The sequence below is a fragment of the Aquimarina macrocephali JAMB N27 genome (assembly GCF_000520995.1).
GTDB lineage: Bacteria > Bacteroidota > Bacteroidia > Flavobacteriales > Flavobacteriaceae > Aquimarina > Aquimarina macrocephali.
In genome coordinates this window covers 25,965-42,535 of sequence record NZ_JACA01000035.1, presented here as the reverse complement: position 1 = coordinate 42,535, position 16,571 = coordinate 25,965, and the positions used below count along the sequence as shown (strand labels likewise).

At 33.6% G+C, this 16,571-nt stretch carries 16 protein-coding genes; 6 read left to right on the top strand and 10 right to left on the bottom strand.

What is annotated here, in order from left to right:
• Positions 1 to 28: 28 nt before the first annotated feature.
• Both Z054_RS0118740 and Z054_RS0118735 read right to left on the bottom strand, forming a co-directional pair.
• Complete coding sequence (locus Z054_RS0118740) at positions 29 to 541, bottom strand: rhodanese-like domain-containing protein (RefSeq protein WP_035092652.1); 513 nt, start codon at positions 539 to 541, stop codon at positions 29 to 31.
• A gap of 43 nt (positions 542 to 584) precedes the next feature.
• Positions 585 to 1,757: a vWA domain-containing protein gene (locus tag Z054_RS0118735; protein ID WP_024771577.1), complete on the bottom strand. Its 1,173-nt coding sequence runs from the start codon at positions 1,755 to 1,757 to the stop codon at positions 585 to 587.
• Positions 1,758 to 1,975: 218 nt separating this feature from the next.
• Here Z054_RS0118735 and Z054_RS0118730 point away from each other — a divergent pair, with 218 nt between their 5' ends.
• The 3 genes from Z054_RS0118730 (at position 1,976) to Z054_RS0118720 (ending at position 5,249) form a co-directional block, all read left to right on the top strand.
• Positions 1,976 to 4,183: a histidine kinase gene (locus Z054_RS0118730; protein WP_024771576.1), complete on the top strand. Its 2,208-nt coding sequence runs from the start codon at positions 1,976 to 1,978 to the stop codon at positions 4,181 to 4,183.
• Positions 4,184 to 4,915 (top strand): LytR/AlgR family response regulator transcription factor, encoded by a 732-nt coding sequence (locus tag Z054_RS0118725; protein WP_024771575.1) that lies wholly within the window; start codon positions 4,184 to 4,186, stop codon positions 4,913 to 4,915.
• A 115-nt stretch (positions 4,916 to 5,030) separates the two neighbouring features.
• Positions 5,031 to 5,249 (top strand): hypothetical protein, encoded by a 219-nt coding sequence (locus Z054_RS0118720; RefSeq protein WP_024771574.1) that lies wholly within the window; start codon positions 5,031 to 5,033, stop codon positions 5,247 to 5,249.
• Positions 5,250 to 5,394: 145 nt separating this feature from the next.
• Here the strand turns inward: Z054_RS0118720 and murI are convergent, their stop codons facing one another.
• The 8 genes from murI to Z054_RS0118680 form a co-directional block, all read right to left on the bottom strand.
• Entirely contained in the window at positions 5,395 to 6,186 is a 792-nt protein-coding gene (gene murI / locus Z054_RS0118715; RefSeq protein ID WP_024771573.1) for a glutamate racemase, read from the bottom strand.
• A 90-nt stretch (positions 6,187 to 6,276) separates the two neighbouring features.
• Positions 6,277 to 6,786: an OmpH family outer membrane protein gene (locus Z054_RS0118710; RefSeq protein WP_024771572.1), complete on the bottom strand. Its 510-nt coding sequence runs from the start codon at positions 6,784 to 6,786 to the stop codon at positions 6,277 to 6,279.
• Positions 6,787 to 6,833: 47 nt separating this feature from the next.
• Positions 6,834 to 7,679: an OmpH family outer membrane protein gene (locus Z054_RS0118705; RefSeq protein WP_024771571.1), complete on the bottom strand. Its 846-nt coding sequence runs from the start codon at positions 7,677 to 7,679 to the stop codon at positions 6,834 to 6,836.
• A 35-nt stretch (positions 7,680 to 7,714) separates the two neighbouring features.
• The gene (locus Z054_RS0118700) at positions 7,715 to 10,345 is read right to left on the bottom strand and encodes a BamA/OMP85 family outer membrane protein (RefSeq protein ID WP_084050467.1); all 2,631 of its coding nucleotides are present in this window, start codon (positions 10,343 to 10,345) and stop codon (positions 7,715 to 7,717) included.
• 4 nt (positions 10,346 to 10,349) lie between these two features.
• On the bottom strand, positions 10,350 to 11,087 hold the full coding sequence (locus Z054_RS31075; RefSeq protein ID WP_024771569.1) for an isoprenyl transferase: 738 nt from the start codon (positions 11,085 to 11,087) through the stop codon (positions 10,350 to 10,352).
• Between the two features lie 2 nt (positions 11,088 to 11,089).
• Entirely contained in the window at positions 11,090 to 11,767 is a 678-nt protein-coding gene (gene porG, locus Z054_RS0118690; RefSeq protein ID WP_024771568.1) for a type IX secretion system protein PorG, read from the bottom strand.
• 99 nt (positions 11,768 to 11,866) lie between these two features.
• Positions 11,867 to 12,751: an NAD kinase gene (locus Z054_RS0118685; RefSeq protein ID WP_024771567.1), complete on the bottom strand. Its 885-nt coding sequence runs from the start codon at positions 12,749 to 12,751 to the stop codon at positions 11,867 to 11,869.
• Positions 12,752 to 12,792: 41 nt separating this feature from the next.
• Positions 12,793 to 13,449: a CBS domain-containing protein gene (locus tag Z054_RS0118680; RefSeq protein WP_024771566.1), complete on the bottom strand. Its 657-nt coding sequence runs from the start codon at positions 13,447 to 13,449 to the stop codon at positions 12,793 to 12,795.
• Between the two features lie 100 nt (positions 13,450 to 13,549).
• Between Z054_RS0118680 and Z054_RS0118675 the strand changes: the two genes are divergently transcribed.
• The 3 genes from Z054_RS0118675 (at position 13,550) to Z054_RS0118665 (ending at position 16,569) form a co-directional block, all read left to right on the top strand.
• Complete coding sequence (locus Z054_RS0118675; RefSeq protein WP_024771565.1) at positions 13,550 to 14,263, top strand: pyridoxine 5'-phosphate synthase; 714 nt, start codon at positions 13,550 to 13,552, stop codon at positions 14,261 to 14,263.
• Between the two features lie 9 nt (positions 14,264 to 14,272).
• On the top strand, positions 14,273 to 15,040 hold the full coding sequence (locus tag Z054_RS0118670; protein WP_024771564.1) for an alpha/beta fold hydrolase: 768 nt from the start codon (positions 14,273 to 14,275) through the stop codon (positions 15,038 to 15,040).
• A gap of 281 nt (positions 15,041 to 15,321) precedes the next feature.
• The gene (locus tag Z054_RS0118665; RefSeq protein ID WP_024771563.1) at positions 15,322 to 16,569 is read left to right on the top strand and encodes an OmpP1/FadL family transporter; all 1,248 of its coding nucleotides are present in this window, start codon (positions 15,322 to 15,324) and stop codon (positions 16,567 to 16,569) included.
• Positions 16,570 to 16,571 lie beyond the last annotated feature (2 nt).

The window sequence follows — 16,571 nt, the reverse complement described above, 5'->3', positions numbered from 1 at the left end:
GCCTGCAAATCTGCAGGCATTTCTATTTTTATTTGGTAAAAGTACCATCGAATTGTAGTCTTTGATCTTTTATAGGAACCAAAGAGGATAATTCGTATACATTTTTATAACCATATCCATAGAGGTTTATGAATGTTGGGATGTTTAATGCCAAAGGAGCCTTTTTAGAAGCAAAATTAATAGAATCTCCATCAATATTGTTATTGCAGTAAATCAAAATTCGAGTTTCTTTAGAAGGTATTTTCTTTGCCAGTTTGCCTTCTGTAAAATCAGAAAAATTGATGTGGGTAGCACCTCTAAGATGTTTTTGTTTGTAAGCACTTTCAGAGCGAGTATCTAATAAAATAGTGTTCTCATCTGTCATATACTTTAGAAAAGTTTCCAGAGGGATTAATCGTTCTTTCCTGTATTCTAAAATTTCTTCAGATATTTCCAGAAAAGATTCATAATCAACATTCGATTTTGATAACTTCTTTTGTTGCTGCGCCTGCATGGATATGGGTATTAGAATTAGTATGATTATTTTAATAACTGTTTTCATCTTGAATATTTATTTTTCTTTGAATGCATTATTATTTTAGAATTTATTCTTCCCAGGAGAAAGATTTTTTTCTTCCCTGCTTTTTGATTGCATTTAGTAAAGCAGCTTCGAGATTTGTATCATCTTTTTTACTGTTGTCTTTAATATATAATACACGCTTTTTATTTAACTCTTTAATCTTTTGTTGTATCTCTTTACGTGCTGTACTTTTTTCTGCGATATATTGCTTTAACTCGGCTTTAGATTTTCCTTTAAGCTCTTTTGGTAATTCGTCCTTAGCTACTTTTTCTACTTCAAAAGCCTCGTCTTCTGCAGCATCAATTAAATCCCAGCTTTTGTTTTTATAGAAACCAGAGCTCTTACTAACGGTTCGGCTTACAGCATTAGCAGAGCTATAAGATCTTGCGTTACTATCTTGTTCGGCTTGCAATTGTCTTTTTTGAGCTCCTTGATGGCCATAATAGATATACGTGCTATTTAGTTTATGATTGAGCTCGAGAATAATATCATCATATGGTGTTGCAATATGTATGGTTTCACGATTATGATCTATGGCGCTATATTCTCCGGTTGTGATATCTGCTCCGTGTTTCCACCTCGTCTCGATACCTTGTCGGTAATTACCACAAAAAATAGTGTTAATTGTAATGTCTTTTTCTAATGCATCTGTAGCTGCATCTTTATAATCCACAGGACCTTGAGTAAACGGTTCATTACCCGCTATGAAAATTAATTTTAAGTGATCATTATTTTTTTTCCAACCTAATTGGTTAATTGAAGTATTGATCACCTTACCACAATATTCGTTTCCTCCATTGGTAGTAAGTGCAAAAAGTTCTTTTGATATCTCATCCAAATCATCAGAAAACGGTAATACCTGTCTAATAAAACCTTCTTGAGATGGTAATCCATCATTACCATATTCATATAACGCTATTTCCAACTTTATTTTGTTATGTCCGCATTTAGCATACGAAAGTTCGTTTACGATTTCCCATAATTGAGCCTTAGCCTGGTCAATAAGACCGTCCATACTATTACTGGTGTCTAATAGTAAAGCTACTTGTATGTTACGCGTATTCGGATCAGTTTTAGTAGTCTGTATCAGGTGGTTTTTTTCTTTTTGAAATGCGAGATCGGAGTTCGATTTATTATTTGCGTTACAAGAAATAGTAACAAGTAAACATAATATACTCCATGTAAAAAATGTCTTCATAGTTTCCCTTTTTTAATTTTGGATAAAACTATAGCTAACTTTTTTGACTAAAAATCTAAAATGAGGGATTAGAGAAAGTGAATGAGGGAACTTACCCTTTTAATTAGGGAAGTTTCTTTTTTCTGCTAAAAAGCTGCTGTAAAACAGTATAATCAAAAGATCCGAATTTTATTATCCCACTTAAATGGATTAAGTTTACCTTGTTTTAATAGTATATAATGAAGAAGATTGGTTTGATAATAGTATTTCTTTGGTTCCTGCCTGTATTGGTTTTGGGACAAGATGGTGCTAGAAGGGCGCGATCAGAATCAATGAGTATCAAAGGTTCTGTGAAAGAAAAGAGTACTCGAAAAGCAGTTAGAGATGTGGACGTAACTGTACTAGGGAAAGGAACGGTAACAACTGATATTTTTGGTAATTTTAAAATAGAAGCCCGTGTTGGAGACGAACTTGTAATTACTCATGATAGTTTTAATACAATTCGATATACGATCAAAGATGATCAAAAAATTGATATTGAAGTACATGATAATCCTCGGGAGGCTAAATCACCATCGGTTTCAAAACAAAAAAGCGAGTCTCGGTATAAGAAAAATCTAAAAGCAGCAAAAAGTACTTTAAAAAAGGATGCTGCTACAAGTATAGAATATATCACTAATGCTTTAGAGACTATACGAGATGATGATCCTTCGTCAGATGATAAAAAAGCCGAATTGTTTGAGTCATTAGCAGATATTTATAAGTATTGGAAACAACCCGATCTTGCTGAAAGTAATTATCTCATGAGTCTTAAAAATAAATATAGCACTGATGTAAAAATTAAATTGGCTAATGCACGATTAGAAGGTAAAAATTATCAGGCGGCTTTAAATACTTTTGACCAGTTACAGCAATCTAGATTAAATAATACTCAAAGAGCTATTGTCTATGAAGGTTTAGGAGATAGTTATAAAGGACTACAAAATTACCCTGATGCTATTACCAATTATAATAAAGCTCTTTCTATAAGCCAGAGAAAAAAACTGGATGATAGAGTGATCTTATTAAATTCTAAGCTAGCCGAAGTGTTACAGGAGGAAGGAAACATTAGAGATGCTGAGGAGTATTTGGATAATTCGGTACAGTTAGCACAACAAAAGGATAAAAAGACATCGGCACGGCAAAGATCGGCTGCAGCAGATTTTTATAATAAGAGTAATAGCTACGGTAAAGAAATACAATTAAGAAAAGAAGCACTCGAGGATATCGAAGAGATCGAGGAAACTAATGAAAATGAAGGTCCAACGGCAGAAGATAATTCTTTAACTACTCAGGTACAGAATTATAAAATTGCTAGTGCCTTTGCTGCGCAAGAAGAATATGATGAAGCTATTCCATATCTGAAAGAAAGTATTAAGGAAGCAGAATCAAAAAATGATCTAATTGTTCAAAAAGATGCCACCCGAAAACTGGGAGAAGTCTATCGGGAAAAAGGAGAATTAAAAAAAGCTTCAGATGCCTTTGAAGAATATGAAGTCATCATCGATAAGTTATATATACAAAAAGATCAGGAGATATCACAAGCAGCTCGTTTTAGTAGAGAGTTAGCGCAGAGAGCAAATAGGATTACCACGCTAGAGAAAGACAGAGAGCTAAATGAGGCAAAATACGAATTGGCATTTGCTTCTCAAGAAATAGCAAATCAACAAAGTATACGACAACAAACTGTAATTTATTTTTTAATAGGGTTAACAGTTTTATTACTTCTTGCTGCGTATTTAATGTATCGTAATATGAAGCAACAACGGTATGCAAATAACCTTTTAGCATTAAAATCACTACGCTCCCAAATGAATCCTCATTTTATTTTTAATGCTTTAAATTCTGTAAATACATTTATAGCTACGAGTGATGAAAGAACCGCAAATCGATACCTTACTGATTTTTCGTTATTGATGAGAGCTGTTTTAGAGAATAGTGAAGAGGATTTTATTCCTCTAGAAAAAGAAATAGAACTTTTAAGGTTATATGTGCAGTTAGAGCATTTTAGGTTTCAGGATAAATTTGAATATACGGTTGAGGTTGATCCAGAAATCGACATTAATGAATATATGATTCCTCCTATGTTATTGCAACCATATGTAGAAAATGCTGTATGGCATGGGCTACGATATAAAACAGAAAAGGGCTTGTTATCCATACGTTTTCAAAAAGAAACATCAGAGAGTATTGAAATTATAATTACTGATGATGGAATAGGGCGTAAAAAGTCTAAAGAATTGAAAACGCAAAATCAAAAACTTCAAAAATCCAGAGGGATGGGCAATATCAAAAAGAGAATTGCAATCCTTAATAAAATGTATAAAGATAAGGTAGATGTTTTTATATCAGACCTAGATAATACAGAAGGAACCCAGGTAAAATTAATTCTTAAGAAAGACAAGTAAATGAACTTAACTGCAATCATAGTAGATGATGAAGCTAATAGCCGAGCCATACTTAGAAATTATTTAGGGAAATATTGCCCTTCGGTTACTATTTTGGGAGAAGCTGCCAGTGTAAAAGAAACATTAGTCCTGCTAGAATCTTATACTCCTGATATGTTGTTTTTGGATGTAGAAATGCCTTACGGTAATGCATTTGATTTATTGGAGCAAGTGCCTGATCGCGCATTCGAAATTGTTTTTGTAACTGCCTATGATCATTATGCGGTAGATGCCTTAAATGCTCAGGCAACCTATTACCTGTTAAAACCTATTGCAATTGATAACCTTATCAAAGCCGTTGATCATGTAAGTTATATCAAGCAACGGGAAGCCGCTCTTTTGGACACTGTTTTAGTTCCTAAAGTGACTACGGTAGAAGGTAAAATCACGATCCCACAGCAAGATGGTTTTGAAGTTCTACAGATTTGTGATATTCTATATTGCGAAGCTGACGATAACTATACCAAAATTTACTTGGATAAAGGTCAAAAACTAGTAAGCAAAACGCTGAAATATTTTGAAGAATCCCTAAATACTCACGGATTTGTAAGAACTCATAAAAGCTATTTGGTGAATGTGAGTAAAATAACGCGATATCGGAAGGGGAAAGGAGGGAGCGTTGTACTTGCTTCGGGCAAAGAATTGGCTGTGTCTTCTTCTAAAAAAGGAACATTATTGAATTATTTTAAATAATCATAGTCCATAATTATGAAATTCTAATTTTTTTTGTTAAAAGACGCTAAGAAAACAAGCGTTAGTTGTTGTAATTTGTAATATCCGGTATTATTAACTACAAAAACTTAAGATAATGAAAAAAAGAGAATCGTTAAAAAAACTGTCTCTAGAAAAAATTAAAATTTCTAACCTAGCCTCTAAAGCTATTATTGGAGGAACAGGTAATCCATCATTACACAGTTGTGCTGGACAAGGTAATCAACCGGGGCAAACGTGTTACACTAATAATTGTGGAGGCACTGGCGGTGGCGGTACTGGTGGTGGTGGAATTAGCGGACCTATTTACTGCTAATCCTCTTTTAAGTTAAAGAAATGGAGATTGTCTAGAAGTAATCTATTTATTGTCTTTTTGAGAACTAATTTGTTGCTTTATGTCTTATAAAAATGAAGAACATTATTTTTTAGACAATCTTTTTTAAGTTTATGTCTTATAAAAATTAAAAGTCTAAAGTTTTAGCAGTATACGTAATCGTATTTTCATGCAATATATTCTTTAGTATGTCTACATTACCATTAGTATATAAAGTATGTTTGCCTATTTTGGGGTTTGGATTTAAAAGATTATTTGCAATCAACACAGCTTTAGTTTGTCGTGCAACCGCTTCTCCCGAATCAATAATTATAATCTCGTCGGAAAGCATTTTTTTTAGAAGTGGGATTAAGTAGGGGTAATGTGTACATCCAAGGACTAAATGATCTATATTTTTGTTAAGCATAGGGGTAATATAAGAATGAAGCAATGAATACATTTCATCCGTATCTATCTTGCCCTTTTCAATAAGCTCCACCAGTCCAGTGCCAATGACTTCAATGACTTCAATATTTTGAGTGTACAGATCTGATGTTTTGACAAATAACTCACTAGATAAAGTACCTTTTGTAGCAAGTACACCTACTTTTTTTGTTTTGGTATTAATAGCTGCCGGTTTTATAGCTGGCTCAATGCCAATAATTGGTATGTTGTAAGTGGATCGTAGCGTTTTTATGGCATTTGTAGTCGCAGTATTACATGCAACCACAATGATCTTACAATTTAAATCAAGGAGTTTTTCGGTGTTTTTAATGCTTAATGCGGTAATCTCTTCTTTACTACGTTTACCATAAGGAGCATATTTACTATCAGCCAGAAAGATAGTGTCCTCATTAGGCAATAGAGAGGCGATTTCTTTCCAGATTGTTGTTCCACCAACACCTGAGTCAAATATGCCAATAGGTTGATCTTGCATAATTACATAATAGTTTATCCCAAAAATAAAAAAAACAGTGAGATGTCATCTCACTGTTTTTTTTATTTTTATTTAAAGTTTAAAGTAAAACTGTTAGATACCTAAGTCTTTTTTTACATCTGCCATTAGGTTTTTACCATCAGCCATAATTACTCCGGTTCCTGTAGTAGAATCTAATACATATTGAAAACCTTGTGCTCTTGCTACCTTTTGGATAGATGTACGTGCTTGTTCATAGATAGGCTTCATTAGTTCGATTTCTTTTTTCTGAAGATCCTGAAGCGCATTTGTTCTATAATCGTTAATACTTTTCTCTGTAGCCTGTACTTCTTGCTGTCTTTTTAAGTTCTCCTCGTCAGTTTTAGTTTCAGCTTCCTGAGAATATTTTTTGATAGTGTTTTGTAATTCTAACACCATATTTCTAATTTCTGCATCATAGGTCTTGTTCAATTTTTCGATCTCACTTTTTGCAGCTTTAAAAGCAGGCATTGCTTCTACTAGCTCTTGCGACGCGATATGCGCTACTTTAGATTGAGCATTCATAAAACTTGAGGTTCCTATGATAAGTGCAATAGCTACTAGTAATGTTCTAAATTGTTTCATTTGTAAGTAATATTAAAAGGTGTTATAAATTTATAAAAATTAATTTTTTAATCATTGTCAGAACCAGACGATGAATCATTATTTTTCAGATTTTCTTTTTGAGTTTTTAAAGCATTAATAGAATCTTTTTTTCTTTTTTGTAGTTCTAATAATCTTGCTCTTCTTGCTTCAAACTCTTTCTTTTTTGCAGCTCTTATAGAATCTCTTTGGATTTTACGTTCTTTAAGAAGTAGCTCTCTTTCTGATAATCTTTTTTGAGCTGCTCTGTCTCTATCTGATATTTCTGTTTCTTGTTCTACATTTCTTTTTTCGGCTCTTTCCAGAGCTTTCTTGTCTTTTTTGCTATTGAGCTGTTTTCTTTTTGAAGCTCTGTTTATTCTTAGCAATACCTGATCACTTATATCGAATCGATCTGCAGAATAGAGCATCACAAGATCTGCTGATTTATCAAAAACAAAATCATACTTTTTGTTTTTTGCAATCTCCTGGACAGCTACAAAAACTTGATCCTGTACTGGTTGAACTAATCTTTTTTTCTGAATAAAAAGATCTCCATTTGGACCAAATCGTTTTTGTTGATATTCTAATATCTCTTTTTCTTTAAAAAAGATATCTTCCTCTCTTTCTTCAATTAGTTCTTTGGTAAGCAAGACTCTTTCATTATTAAGATCTTTACGCATTTCTTCAACTTCTTTGAGTTCAGCTTCTATTTCAACTTTCCATTTTTGTACTTTGGTTTCGAGTTCAGAAGAAGCTTCGTTGTATTCTGGAACGTTTTCCAGAATATAGCCCATATCAATATAGCCAATCCTAATACCTTTCTGTGCATGTACTGCGTTTGTGAAAAATAGCCAACTGACTGCTGCAACTAGTAAAAGACCCTTTGTTTTCATAACTTTGTGTGTATATAGAAATAATCGTGCCAAAACTAAAATTGTTGTCCTATAATAAAATGGGTTTCCCATCCATTAGCCTGATTTGTTCCCGGAATAGGATCAAAACCATACCCAAAATCTATACCTAATAACCCAAATGCTGGCATAAAGATACGTAAACCTGCTCCAGCAGAACGACTTAATTGGAAAGGGTTGAAACTTTTAAAGCTATCATAGGAAGCTCCACCTTCCAAAAATCCTAGCACATATATTGATGCTGCGGGTTTTAGTGTTATAGGATAACGAAGCTCTAACGAATATTTGTTATAAATTGTTGCCCCATCGGCATCAAAATCTTGATTATTAGTTCTACTTTGAGGTGTAATAGATTGATTTGGGTATCCTCTTAATGAAACAACTTCACGCCCATCAAGACTTGTAGCCCCTAATCCATCTCCTCCCAGGAAAAAACGTTCAAAAGGAATATTACCTCTATTATTATTATATGCACCTAAAAAACCATATTCTGCTTTTGTCTTTAAAACTAGAGGTTTTTTCCCTATATTAACTAAACTTGTATACCAGGTACCATCAAATTTAAGTTTATAGTATTCTAGCCATTTAAAACGCTCCTGATCGATTTCTCCAATCTCAGTGCCTATTTCTGCACTTCTTACAAGATCTCTCGAATTTGTGTTATCGAGATTACTTCTTTCTTCTTCTAAAGAATCTCTACGATCTGCTAATTCACCGTAATCTACCCCATCAAAAAGAGAGTAGGGTACAGAAAGTTTGGCAACAAGATTAAATTCTGATCCACCCGTTGGAAAAATTGGGTTTACAGTTGTATTATTTCTATTGATACCAATGGTATAGGATAAATCATTAGAAGATCCATTACCAAAAGTAAATAATCGGGTGTTATAGTTTTTAAGATTATAATGTCTTACACTGATGGCTTGAGATAATGTAAAGTAATTATCGGGCCAATTTAACCTTTTGGCTATTCCTATTGATCCACCGGTAATAAGGAATTTACTGTCTCTATCTACTTTACGCGTTCTATTGTTAAGCAAGAACTGAATGGTGTGAGAGAATGATGTAGAGAGCTGATATGGTCTTTTTCCTCCCAGCCATGGTTCTACAAAAGAAAGGCTATAGGTTTGAAAAAATCTACTGGCCTGAGCTCTGATTCTAAGAGTTTGACCATCTCCCATTGGTAGAGGACTGTAAGATTCTTTGTTAAAAATATTACGTATTGAGAAGTTACTAAAAGCTAGTCCCAGAGTTCCTACAAAACCACCTCCTCCAAAACCACCTTGAAGCTCAATTTGACTGGATCCTTTTTCTACTACAGGATAATTAATATCTATAGTTCCAGCTTGAGGATTTGCATTTTGAAATTGAGGTTCTAGTTGTTCTGGATCAAAAAATCCTAATTGCCCCAATTCACGAACGGTTCGTACTACAAGATCCTTACTGTAACGTTGACCTGGTCTGGTTCTAAGTGTTCTATAAATTACATGATCATTTGTTTTATCGTTTCCGGTAACGGTAATATGATCAAAATAGGTTAATTTTCCTTCACGTACTCTGATTTCAAAATCAAGAGTGTCATTGTATACTTTTGTTTCTACTGCATCAATAGAAGAAAATAAATACCCATTATTTTGATATAAATTGGTAAGATCATTTGCATCTGGCTTACTATTATCTGCAATTTGTTTTTCTAGAAGAACGCCATTATACACATCTCCCTTTTTAATAACGAGCTGTCGAGCTAATTCTCTGTCGGTATATACGCTATTACCTAGAAATGTAATATTACCAAAATAATACTTATTACCTTCTTCAAGATTAAGATTAAGCGATACACTATTATCATCTTCTATAATCAAACTATCAGAGGTGATACGAGCATCTCGATATCCTTTTTCTTTATATTTAGTAATGATATTATCTTTATCCTCCTCGTAATCTGCTCGGATATATTTTGATCGTTTCCAGAATCTTAAAAATTTCTTACGCTTGGTGTTTTTCATTGCTCTACGCACCTTAGCATCAGAAAGTTGCTCGTTTCCTTCTATATTGATTTTATCAACCTTAACCCGATCTCCTTTGTCGATCAGAACAACCATATTTACCTTGTTGCTTGCAACTGTGTCTTTAATAGGAATGGTGTTAACAACAACTTTAGTGTTTAGGAATCCGTCTTTTTTATACTTATTAGTAATAAAATTACGAGTTGTAGTTATGAGGTTTTCTGTAACCTTTGCACCTTTGGTTAATCCATTGTCTTTAATTAACTCTTCGGATTTACGCTTTTTAATTCCTTGAATACGGGCTTCGTTTAACTCAGGTACTTCTTGTATGTTAATTTCGAGATCAGCAACGTCTCCTTCTACATTACTAATGTAAAAGTTAATATCGCTAAATAATTCGAGATCCCACAATTTCTTAATGACTTTACTTATCCGATCTCCCGGAAGAAAAACACGCTCTCCTTTTCTAAGGCCAGTAAAAGTAATTACTGTGTTTTCATTGTAACTGGTAATCCCGGTAACTTTAATATCTCCAATAATGTATTCTTTCCCGTTAGCACCAGGTAAATTTTGTGCAGAAAGTGATGTTGATATTAATAAGGCGAGTAACGTAAAATACGTAATAGGTAGTTTTTTTGTCATTTCTTTAACTGAGCTGCTCACTAGTTTTTCCAAATCTTCTTTCTCTTTTTTGATAATTGAATATGGCCTCGAATAAATCGGCTTTTTTAAAGTCTGGCCATAAAATTTCTGTAAAATATAATTCTGCATACGCAATTTGCCATAGTAAAAAATTACTGATACGTTGTTCCCCACTGGTACGTATCAATAAGTCCACATCAGGCAGGTCTTTTGTGTACAAATGCTCATTAATGACTGATTCATTTATAAGATGTGGCGAAATTACACCATTTTTAACTTTAATACTTATTTCTTGGATAGTTTTTATAAGCTCTTCTCTGCTTCCATAACTCAGAGCCAGAGTAAGCGTCATATGTGTATTGGATTTGGTCTTTTCGATAACTTCTAAAAGTTCTACTCTCGCTTTTTTGGGAAGCGACTGCAAATTTCCAATAGCATTAAGTTTAATATTATTGTCCTGAAGTGTTTTGATTTCCTTTTTTAAGGAACTTACCAAAAGTTTCATTAAGGTATCTACTTCAAGTTTTGGTCTATTCCAGTTTTCTGTAGAAAAAGCATAAAGTGTAAGATACTTAATGCCTATTTCGGCACTGCTTTCTACAGCTTCTTTAACAGCTTTAGTTCCGTTTTCGTGACCAACGGCTCTAAATAGACCTTTCTTTTTGGCCCATCGCCCATTACCATCCATAATAATGGCAACGTGCTGTGGGATATTAGTGTTTAATTGTTTTTTATCAATCATTTTTAGAAAGCACAAAAACACGGTATTCTACCCCAGGTATACGATAGTGTTATACCTGTAAATACATACCAGTCATTGTTATTTAAATTACCAAATCCTGTTCCAAATCTATCATCAGGATTACTGCCATCAAGGTTATCAGTAAACGTGTATCGAGCACCTATTTCTGCGCCAAATACAAAATTTTCACCTAATGTTTTTTTAATCCCTAAAACCATAGGGATTGCGAAACTCCATTTATCGGCATACGCGTCGATTTGATTATTCGCATCAACAGCTAATGCACCATAATTAAATGTGGTGATTCCTGTATATAGATAAGGGGTAAATTGGGATTCTCCGTCGTAAAGATACCAATCCCAGAAATTAAATTCCATTCCTAGCGATATTTCTTTTACAGAATTACTAAAACTTAATCCTCTTTGTTTTCTTCTGTCACCTCCTTTATCATCATTAGCATTGAGTTTGGCATATAAAAATGAAGCTCTAAAAGCATGTCGTTTACTTCGATTCCATTTTCCGATAGCTCCAAAAGCAACATTATTAGGCGAAATATAGTATGTAGATCCTACATCTCCTATATAGTTAGCTCCTCCGGCCATCAAACCTACCTCGTAAGTTTGTGATGCGATTGGTTGTATAAAAAATACAACAATTATAAGTGATGCTAAGTATCTCATAGATTTTCAAAAGTTTGCAAATATAACAATTAACTTTAGTACACAAGAATTTGAGTAAAATAGTATGAATAAAAAACACTTTTTAGCACATTTTATTGTTCAATTGCGTTTATCTTCCCCCCAAAGCATCTTTTTACGCAACGTTTTTAGAAAACTATCATCTTGAAGAACTACCATGTTGATTTTGAAAGGAGCTTTTTTAATAACTACTGTAGCTTCATTTGGTAGTGTATGTATTCTTGAGTCTAAAGAAATCAAATAGGTGTCTTCTCTTCCCGAAACTTGTAATTTGATTTCTTGACTATCTGGTATAACAAGAGGTCTTGCATTAAGATTATGCGGAGCAATAGGAGTGAGTACCATGCTTTCTGCATCAGGCATCATTACTGGGCCACCGCAACTTAATGAATATCCTGTAGAGCCGGTAGGGGTAGAAACAATTAAGCCATCTGCCCAATATGAAGTAAGGAATTCATTGTTAAGACTTGTATGCACAGTAATCATAGAGGTTGTATTTCTTCGACTTACTGCGATCTCATTCATAGCAAAATTTAATACTCCGAATTCTTCAGTTGCTGGTAAAGTTTCTATCGTTACGAGACTTCTTGAAGAAATATAAAATTTTTTGTCAAGGATGAGTGCTATAGTATCTTTAATTTCTTCTTTTTGAATGGTTGCCAAAAAACCTAGTCTTCCAGTATTGATACCCGCAATAGGGATTCCTAAATCTCGAACATAGGTGATCGTTTTGAGAATAGTACCATCCCCTCCGATACTAAAAAAAAGATCATAAGATGTATCTAGTTCCTCAAAAGTGCTAAAATGAGAATATGTTTTATCTATTTCATCATGAAGATTTATCAATTCGAGAAAATTTTTCTCAATTACAACTTCTACACCATTTTTGTCAAGAGTTTCTAATAACTGTTGGATGTAGATTCCCGAATTTTTATGATAGAACTGGCCGTATATACCGATCTTCATTATAATTTGATTTGTGTTAGTATTGGATTAGGTAAACTGTTCTAAATATTAAGGTATTTTGCTAAATATTGGGATCTTTCTTTAAGGTTTGTCAAAAATGTATCATCTTGATGTTTTGAAACAATATTATAGCTATATCTTCTAAATGTTTGTACGATATTGTTAATGTCACTATCACTAATTTTTAATGTTATCTGTGCAACATCATTTTCCATATTAGATATAAATAACCCCAACACTTTGGCATTATTAGATTCTACAATTTGTGAAATTTCACTAAAAGAATAATCCAGAACACCTTTTTCTACTATTAAAATATTACCAGGCTCACTAAGAAACGGGGTTTCATTAAAAAGGTTTATAATATCACCAAGTTCAAAAAAGCCTATATAACTATTGTTGTCATCAAGTACTGGCATAATATTAGAATTATTCTGTGCAAAAGATTCTAGAATATCCAACCAGTTATCATCTTTTCTTACATAAAATCCTTCAAGGGCGTATTGATACGCATCCAAAGTTTTGTCGGTTTCAAAACATCGGATATCTGCTTCAGAGATACATCCTAGATATATATTCTGTTTTATAACTGGAAAATGGGTATAAGTAAGTTCATTGAATAGCAATTGTGCCTCTGTTACTTTGACAGATACATCAAGAGGTTCTATTTCATTAACTATGTATAAATTCGTTTTCATAACTTTTGGGGGCTATATTATGCAAAATAATCAAAAAATATACAATCAAGGCGTTCTCAACTTTGTATTTTTGCTTTTTTAGTAAAAGACATCAAAAACCATGACAAAGTTAAGTGTTAACGTTAATAAAATTGCAACTTTACGTAATTCAAGAGGAGGAAATACTCCGAATTTAATACAAGTAGCTACCGATATCCAGAATTTTGGGGGAGAAGGAATTACAATACATCCAAGACCAGATGAGAGACATATACGATATCAGGACGCATATGATCTGAAGCCAATTGTAAGTACAGAGTATAATATAGAAGGAAACCCAATCCCTAAGTTTATAGAGTTAGTATTGGCTGTTAAACCAACACAGGTTACTTTGGTGCCTGATGCAGTGGATGCTATAACAAGTAATGCGGGCTGGGATACAAAAAAACATGAAGGTTTTTTAAAAGAAGTAATATCTGAGTTTAAACGTAATGATATTAGAACCTCAATATTTGTAGACCCTGTTTCTGAGATAATAGAAGGTGCTGCAATTACGGGAGCAGATAGAATTGAATTGTATACTGAAGAATTTGCTTCAGAATATGCTAAAGGAAACTTGAAAGCGATACAGCCTTACTCGGTTTGTGCTCAACAAGCAATAGACCTTGGGGTTGGAGTAAATGCAGGTCATGACCTCTCTTTAGATAACATCAAATTTTTTAAAGAAAATATCCCTGGACTTCTTGAAGTTTCTATTGGGCATGCTTTAATAAGTGAATCTATATATCTGGGATTAGAAAATGTAGTTAATATGTATTTGCATCGATTAAAATAAATTGTAGATATGAAGTTACATGCAAATGTTTTTGGCGAAGGGCAACCTTTTATAATCCTTCATGGATTTTTAGGGATGGGAGATAATTGGAAAACACTCGGAAAGAAAATCTCTGAACAAGGATTTCAGGTTCATTTGGTAGATCAACGAAACCATGGAAGAAGTCCTCATAGTAATGAGTTTAGTTATGATATACTTGCAGATGATTTAGCAACGTATTGTGAAGAACATCATTTGCAAAACTGTAATGTTTTGGGACACTCCATGGGAGGGAAGACGGTAATGCTTTTTGCATCAAAATATCCTAATTTGATTGATCATCTAATTATAGCCGATATAGGACCAAAATATTATCCATTGCATCATCAGGATGTTTTGGATGGATTAAGTGCTTTAGATTTTGAAGTTTTAAAATCCAGAGGAGAAGTGGATCAGGAGTTAAGTGCATATGTGCCTGATGCAGGAGTAAGAATGTTCCTTCTTAAAAATTTGTACTGGATAGATAAAGGGGCGCTCGGATTGCGAATAAATTTAAAAGCATTGATTGAAAATGCTTATGAAATAGGAGTAGAACTTCCAGAACAATATAGTTATTCTGGACGTGCTCTTTTTCTTAGAGGAGAAAGATCTAATTATATTTTGGAAGAAGATGAAGCCAGAATAAAAAAACAATTCCCTAATTCGGTAATCGGGGAAATTTCAAACGCAGGTCACTGGTTACATGCCGAAAACCCGACGAATTTTTTGGAAGAAGTGTTAGAATTCATTAAAAAATAGAGAAAAAATGCTATGTATGCATAATATTTTGATGATTTCGTTGGATAATTGGTATTTTCTATTAAATTTGGAAAATCAAATTTTAATGTAGAACTTATCTAAACTTTTTGTTTACCTACGAATTTTACATTTTGGCCTCTAAATTTTTGTGTCTTTACCATAATATGTCTTGGTGAAGCCCTTAAAAAACCTTTTGTTCTAGATTAACTGCCAAAATTTTTTACTCACAAACAAAAAAGTAGACAAGTTCATTCTAACATAACAAACAATACTAATTAATTATGAGAAAACTTTTATTATTTATTCTGTTCGTCTCGGTAACTTTGGTTACGTATGCAGGCGGATATAGAGTTAGTGTGCAAGGACAAAGAGCGATTGCCATGGGGCATACTGGTGTAGCTGTGGTAAGTAGTGCTGAGTTGGTATTCTTTAATCCTGCGGGTCTTGTGTACTTAGAAAATAAATTAAACGTAAGTGTTGGTGTAAGTGGGATTTTTACAGATGTAATATATCAAAACCAAGGATTAGGTACTTCTTCAGAAACTGATAGTTCTGTGGGTACTCCTCTTAATTTATATGGTTCTTATAAGGTAAATGATTGGATGTCTATTGGTTTGGGAGTATATACTCCTTTTGGTAGTGAAGTAGAATGGCCGACTGATTGGGCAGGTTCTCATTTGGTTAATAATATTGAATTAGCGGCAATCTATATACAGCCAGTAGTATCGTTTAAGATTTCTGATTATTTTAGTATTGGTGGTGGACCTATTTATGTTACGGGTTCTGTGAATTTTAATCGTAATGCCAGTAGAACAACAACCGATTTAGAAGGTAATCGTTCCAATATTACGGTTGATGATTCTGGAGTTACTAATTGGGGATGGAGTATAGGAGCAATGTTTAATCCTACCGAAGATTTTCATATAGGGTTTAACTATCGTAGTGAGATTATTATGGAAGTTGAAGGAGGAGAAGCTACTTTTTCGAATTTCCCAAATTCTCCTGCAGCACCGGCTAATGGAACTACAACTTTTAATGCAGAGCTACCATTACCAGCAGAGCTTACTGTAGGACTTTCATACGAATATGAGAAATGGGTATTTGCATTTGATTATAACAGACAATTCTGGGATGTATATGAATCATTAGATCTTACTTTTGGTAATGGCTCTAATTCAGTAAACCCACGTAATTATAAAAATTCTTCAGTATACCGACTTGGATTGCAGTATCAGGCGACTAATAAAATTACCTTAAGAGCAGGGTATTATCGTGATGAAACTCCAGTGCAACCAGGTTATTTTGCTCCAGAAACGCCTCGTAATGACTCTGATGGATTCACTGGTGGTTTGAGTTTTGCTGTAACACCTAAGCTAGCTATTGATGCTTCATTCTTTTATTTAAGATTTGAAGAGGTGGATGCTTCTTATGATTTTGGTACAAACTCGACTGGTGGTAGAGAATCTTTTGGAGGAACATATAAATCCAGCGCATTTGCTCCTGGACTTGGTTTAACTTATAAAATGTAATA

Coding starts and splice junctions, on each gene's coding strand:
- Z054_RS0118740 (WP_035092652.1), bottom strand. CDS start 541: ATGAAAACAGTTATTAAAATAATCATACTAATTCTAATACCCATATCC.
- Z054_RS0118735 (WP_024771577.1), bottom strand. CDS start 1,757: ATGAAGACATTTTTTACATGGAGTATATTATGTTTACTTGTTACTATT.
- Z054_RS0118730 (WP_024771576.1), top strand. CDS start 1,976: ATGAAGAAGATTGGTTTGATAATAGTATTTCTTTGGTTCCTGCCTGTA.
- Z054_RS0118725 (WP_024771575.1), top strand. CDS start 4,184: ATGAACTTAACTGCAATCATAGTAGATGATGAAGCTAATAGCCGAGCC.
- Z054_RS0118720 (WP_024771574.1), top strand. CDS start 5,031: ATGAAAAAAAGAGAATCGTTAAAAAAACTGTCTCTAGAAAAAATTAAA.
- Z054_RS0118710 (WP_024771572.1), bottom strand. CDS start 6,786: ATGAAACAATTTAGAACATTACTAGTAGCTATTGCACTTATCATAGGA.
- Z054_RS0118705 (WP_024771571.1), bottom strand. CDS start 7,679: ATGAAAACAAAGGGTCTTTTACTAGTTGCAGCAGTCAGTTGGCTATTT.
- Z054_RS0118700 (WP_084050467.1), bottom strand. CDS start 10,345: ATGACAAAAAAACTACCTATTACGTATTTTACGTTACTCGCCTTATTA.
- Z054_RS31075 (WP_024771569.1), bottom strand. CDS start 11,087: ATGATTGATAAAAAACAATTAAACACTAATATCCCACAGCACGTTGCC.
- porG (WP_024771568.1), bottom strand. CDS start 11,767: ATGAGATACTTAGCATCACTTATAATTGTTGTATTTTTTATACAACCA.
- Z054_RS0118685 (WP_024771567.1), bottom strand. CDS start 12,751: ATGAAGATCGGTATATACGGCCAGTTCTATCATAAAAATTCGGGAATC.
- Z054_RS0118680 (WP_024771566.1), bottom strand. CDS start 13,449: ATGAAAACGAATTTATACATAGTTAATGAAATAGAACCTCTTGATGTA.
- Z054_RS0118675 (WP_024771565.1), top strand. CDS start 13,550: ATGACAAAGTTAAGTGTTAACGTTAATAAAATTGCAACTTTACGTAAT.
- Z054_RS0118670 (WP_024771564.1), top strand. CDS start 14,273: ATGAAGTTACATGCAAATGTTTTTGGCGAAGGGCAACCTTTTATAATC.
- Z054_RS0118665 (WP_024771563.1), top strand. CDS start 15,322: ATGAGAAAACTTTTATTATTTATTCTGTTCGTCTCGGTAACTTTGGTT.